This is a genomic window from Skermanella sp. (genome assembly GCF_059503625.1).
This window is the reverse complement of record NZ_JCACHA010001156.1, coordinates 1-5,059: the sequence shown is the minus strand read 5'-3', so window position 1 is coordinate 5,059 and position 5,059 is coordinate 1. Positions and strand designations below refer to the sequence as shown.

At 64.6% G+C, this 5,059-nt stretch carries 5 protein-coding genes and 1 pseudogene; 1 reads left to right on the top strand and 5 read right to left on the bottom strand.

All coding sequences use genetic code 11. From position 1 onward, the window contains the following. Nucleotides 1-270, bottom strand: a pseudogene (locus AC5JJ6_RS41080) (flagellar basal-body MS-ring/collar protein FliF); the annotation flags it as partial. Nucleotides 271-622: 352 nt separating this feature from the next. Continuing rightward, nucleotides 623-928, bottom strand: a complete 306-nt coding sequence (sciP, locus tag AC5JJ6_RS41075) for a CtrA inhibitor SciP (RefSeq protein ID WP_044437441.1) — start codon at nucleotides 926-928, stop codon at nucleotides 623-625. A gap of 314 nt (nucleotides 929-1,242) precedes the next feature. Between sciP and AC5JJ6_RS41070 the strand changes: the two genes are divergently transcribed. Beyond that, entirely contained in the window at nucleotides 1,243-1,800 is a 558-nt protein-coding gene (locus AC5JJ6_RS41070) for a hypothetical protein (protein ID WP_496047586.1), read from the top strand. 51 nt (nucleotides 1,801-1,851) lie between these two features. Here AC5JJ6_RS41070 and AC5JJ6_RS41065 read toward each other — a convergent pair whose 3' ends face one another. From AC5JJ6_RS41065 to AC5JJ6_RS41055, 3 genes are all read right to left on the bottom strand, one after another. Further along, entirely contained in the window at nucleotides 1,852-3,213 is a 1,362-nt protein-coding gene (locus tag AC5JJ6_RS41065; RefSeq protein ID WP_496047585.1) for a nucleotide sugar dehydrogenase, read from the bottom strand. Nucleotides 3,214-3,260: 47 nt separating this feature from the next. After that, nucleotides 3,261-4,280: an NAD-dependent epimerase/dehydratase family protein gene (locus tag AC5JJ6_RS41060; protein WP_496047584.1), complete on the bottom strand. Its 1,020-nt coding sequence runs from the start codon at nucleotides 4,278-4,280 to the stop codon at nucleotides 3,261-3,263. A gap of 78 nt (nucleotides 4,281-4,358) precedes the next feature. Then, nucleotides 4,359-5,059, bottom strand: a 701-nt coding sequence (locus AC5JJ6_RS41055; protein WP_496047583.1) for an O-linked N-acetylglucosamine transferase family protein, incomplete at its 5' end; no start/stop codon positions are given.

The following is a 5,059-nucleotide window of genomic DNA, read 5'->3' as shown; positions in this document are numbered from 1 at the left end:
CACCATTCGGAGACGTCCGACCTGATCGGCCGGCACCATGATCCTGGTGCCCTCGGCGTTGACCTGATGGGGAACCTTCTGCTCCTCCAGCTGACGGACGATGGCGCCGCCGTCCTTCGGGTCCAGGTCGCTGTACAGCAGCGCCATGTCCGGGGTGGACAGGCGCGTCATCAGGTAAAAGAAGAAACCGATCAGCCCAAGCGCTACCACACCCATGGCGGCAAGCCGTACCGGGCCTAGATTGCGCAGGGTCTGGAAAAACGTGTTCAAGCTTGGCTGCCCCCGGGCAACGTCCTATGAGGTCGGATCGGCGGACTGCGGAAGCACCCGCCGGCCCTGGCCGTCATGAGCCTGAAACGTAACGATATTTCCGTAAAGGGATGGTTAAAACGGGCTGGGTTCGGTCGCCGCCCGGCAAATTTTGCCCAGTCGAATGCCTAATAAAATCGCTTCAAGTACTGCGTTCAAGACAGCGTGCGTTCAAGACAGCGTGCGTTCAAGACAGGTACTGTGTTGAAGACAGGTCAGGGGCCGCCGTTCAAAGTCATCCGGCAGTCATCCCGCGGGATATGAATTGGGCCACAGGATAAGAACCGGGCCTCGGGATGCAATCCGGCGGAAGTCATTCCGCGAGCGAGGCCTTTTCGGTACCTTGGCGATAGTCCTGCAACCGGGTGGCGCGAAGGCCGCGCACACCATGGCTGTCGATAAGCCTCTGCCAGGATAGAAATTCCTCTACCGACAGAGTGTATCTGCGGCACGCTTCCTCGAGGCTGATCAATCCACACCGTACGCCGGCCACAACTTCGGCTTTGCGCCGCATGACCCAGCGTTTCGTCTCGGGTGGCGGAAGATCTGCCTCCGTCATTACCCGCGATGCCAGGTCAGCGACACTGTCAATCATCGGGTCTTCTTTATGCGCTGTCATTCGACAGTGTACCTCGCGAATCCTTACTCATCCGTCGGCAGCGTGCGTCAGTATCCGAGTGCCAATTTAAAAAACTGCTAACTTGCGGAAATCTTGTCACTCGAAAGGGGTAATATGCCTATTTGGATGTCATTCGCGGGCGTGACGGCCAAGCCGACGAACGATAAGATCCCTAATCTACCTCTCCATGATGGGGAATTTCTTAATGAACGGTATAAACAAGAAAGAAACCCCGATCACGAAATTAAGAATCTCTTGACTCCTGAAGGCGGAGTCGTGACCATATCGATTGGGTCACCAGTGTTGGATTAGCCATGATGGACGCCATTGGAAATACGCTGCAGGGGACGACTGCGATACGCAGTTCGAGCCAGCAGTCTGTTAACCAGCAGGCTCAGCCGGAAGCCGATCCGCTCGCTGGTTCCGTCAACGAGCCTTCACGCTACTACAGCCCCGTCGTGCGCATCGACAGCGAAACGCAGCGTACGGTCCTGCAATTCCGCGACGGCTCCGACGGTAAGGTGCTGGTCCAGTATCCTTCCGAAAAGCAGCTTGAAGCTTATCGGAGCAAAGCCAGCACCGAGCGGGCGAAGGAGCAGGAACAGGCCGAAGCCAGGATCTCGGGCGACAAGGACGCCGAAGGCAAGACTGCGGACGGACAGCGGGTCGCCGGTTCGGCGGCCGCCGGCCTGTCCTCGAGTGGCGGCGAGTCGGCGGGCCCAAGGGCTACGGCTCCATCGGCAATACCGGCATCCCCGTCATCGATCCCGGTCTCGGCGCCACGTTCGGTAGCGTCGGCGCCTGAGTCTCCGGGACCCGTCCTGGGCGGCGGCGTCACCAGCCGGCCCGTTCTCCAGTCGATCTCCGCCTGACCGGTTTCGGTCTGGCCTGTTCCAGACTAGCCGGTTCGAGACTGGCCGGTTTCAGACCGGTTCCGGGATAGCCGCAGGCACATCCACCCGCATCGGATGGGACCCCAGCGCCACGTAGCGCACGCCGTCCTCCAGCGTCAGCCGCTCCGGAATGAAGCTGTTCCAGAAATCGTAGACGATGGCCGGACGCGCCATCGCCTTCGACAGCCTGGACAGCGGCATGCCCTGGAACTTGGGATGGTTGTTGTGGATCACGACGAGATGGGCGCCGTCGAAGGCCTCGTCGAGGCTCGCCGCCGGCGTCAATCCCAGCCCGATCAGGTCTTCGGCCGAAACGATCGGGTCGTATCCGTGCAGCCGCGCCTCCGGCAGCAGCTTCCTAAGCTCCGCCAGCAGGGGAATGGCGGTGGAGCCGCGCAGGTCGTTGGTCTCCGGCTGTCCCTTGAACGCGAGGCCCATGACGGCGATCTTCAGCGCGCTCGTGCGGAACCAGGGTTTCACCTGGCCGGTCAGGTATTCCGCCACCTCGACCATCAGCCGCTCGTTGATCGTGCGGGCCGCCGACGCGATCTCCGGCATGATCCCCCTGTCCAGCATGCTCTCGACCAGGATATGGCCGTCCTTGCTCAGGCAGGGGCCGCCGACCGGTCCCGGCATCGGCAGCTGCGTCCTGGCATAGCCGAGCTTGCCGAACGTGATGACGTCGGCCGCCGATATGCCGACGGCGCCGCACAGCCGCGCCACTTCGTTGGCGAAGGCGAAGCCGACATCCCGGCTGGTGTTGTCGATCAGCTTGATCATCTCAGCGGTTTCCGGGTCGCGGACCCGGATGACGGTCGGCGTCAGCGCGTTGAAGACCTGCGCCAGCCGGATCGCACCGCGTTCGCTGTTCGCTCCGACGATCTGCGGCAGATGCGTCAGCTCGTACAGTGCGCGGCCCTCGAGCGTCCGTTCCGGGCAGAACCCGATGTCGAAATCGCGGCCGGTCGCGGCCAGGATCGGCAGCACCACGTTCCGCGTCGTCCCGATCTTGACGGTCGAGCGCAGCACGACGGCGTCGCCGTCCTTCAGCTGGGCGGCGATCTCCGCCGTCACCCGCTTCACCATGTCCATGCGGACGCGGCCGTCCGGCCCAAGCGGGGTCCCGACCGTGATGATGTACAGGGATACCGCCGGGTCCTGGGGCAGCGAATTCAGCACCAGCAGCCGCCCGGCCCCGAGCTGGTGGCCCAGCCTCTCGTCCAGCCCGGGTTCGAAGAAATGCGCTTTCCCAGTGACGATCTTGTCGGTGAAGTCCTGGTTGATCTCCACGCCCCAGACGGTATAGCCGGCCTCCGCCATCGTGATGGCGAGCGTCAGTCCGACATAGCCCAGACCGATGATGCAGACGGTGCGGTCGTGCTGGTAATCCATGGCTCAGGCTTTTCCGCTGGAGGTTTCGGCGCAAGGGGTTCCGGCGTTCACAGGCGGCCGGCGTTCAGCTCGGTCCGGACCCAGCCGACGACTTCGCGGACGCTGTCCCGGACCGGGACTTCGGCCTGGAAGCCCAGCACCCGCGCCGCCTTGGCGGTGTCGGGGATGCGGCGCTGGACGTCGTACTCGAAGGGCGCGTCGCTGGTGTAGCGGAACGGGCGGTCGCCGTTGACCTCGCGCCAGACCAGTTCCGCCAGCTCCAGCACGGTCGTCGCGTCCGATGTCGACAGGTTGAAGTCGTCGTTGAGCGCCCGTTCGCTTTCCACGCACAGCCGGATGCCGCGCGCCAGATCGGCGCCGTGGGTGTAGCAGCGCACTTGGCCGCCGTCGCCCAGGATGTGCAGCGGATCCTGGCCCTTCAGGACCTTCTGGGCAAGGTCGGGCAGCACGTGCGACATGCTGAGCTTGACGTTGCCGCTCATGATCTCGGCGTCGCCCAGCGCCTTGCCCTCGCCGATGCCGACGCAGTTGAAGGGCCGGACGATGGTGAAGGGCAGGCCGTACTGCTGATGGGCCGCCCGCGCGAAGTACTCCACCGCCAGCTTCTGGAAGCCGTAGCTGCTGGCGGGCGGCGGCGCCCGGCCGATCTCGGTCTCGGGCGTCGGAAACGTCGAGGCGCTCTCGAACACCATGCTGGAACTCAGCACGTTGACCTTGGCCAGCCGCCCGGTCTTCCGCGCCGCGATGGCCGCATCGAAGGTCGATGCCGTGATCCGCTCGTTCTCGGCGATCAGGTCGTAGGCGTATTGGTGGAAATAGGAGATGCCGCCGATCATGGCGGCGCCGGCGACGATCTGGTCGCACTCCGACGCCAGCTCCGTCATCAGCGCCACGTCCTTGCAGTCGCCGAACACGAAGCGGTAGTTGGGGTGGCTGTCGTGCGCCTTGGCCACCGGACCGTATTTGCTGAAATTGTCGATGCCGACGACATGGTGGCCATGCCTGAGCAGTTCGGCGACGACGTAGCCCGCAATGAAGCCGGCGGCTCCGGTGACCAGGATTTTCATGTGCTTTCCGCGCTTGGGAAACCGGCGGCAGCCGCCGCCGGACATCGCCGACAAGGCTAGGCCACAACGGTTAACCAATTATGATGAAAGCGCGGGCATCGAAGCAGCGCTTCGCTCCCGCCACATCCGGCGGTAAGCCTCTTCCAGCGCCCGCGTGAAGCCGGCCCCGTCCAGCAGGGGCGACGCGGCCAGCCGCTCCCGCAGCCTCGTCCGCAGGCTGGACAGGCGCTCCAGGTCGGCCGCCAGTCCCTCCGCCCGGTCCAGGTAGGCCGATGCGTCCTCCGCCGCCAGCCCGCTGAGTCCGGCGGCGGTCAGATGGGACAGGCTGTGCCGGGTGCAGAAGCGGTCGCCCGGCAATGTGATCACCGGAACGCCCATCCAGAGCGCCTCCAGCGTCGTCAGGCCGCCGGAATAGGCCAGCGGGTCCAGGGCGATGTCCACCGCGTTGTAGCTGTCCAGCAGGTGCGGATGGGACGCGGCCGGGCTCAGGATCAGCTGCTCCGGCCTGACACCGTGCGCTTCGAAACGGGCGGTGATCCGGTCCCGCACGCGCGGCACGTCGAGCGCGAAGGTCCGAAGCAGCAGCCGGCGGTCGCTCCGGTCGCGCAGCAGGGTGCTCCACAGCGCTATGCTCGCCTCGTCGATCTTGGCGAGGTTGTTGAAGCAGCCATAGGTCACGCAGCCCGTTCTCAGCGCCGGCAGGGGACCCACGGGCGGCGCATAGGCCGGCGGCTCGTAGCAGACGTAGCAGTCCTGCAGCCGGACGATCCGCTCGACGT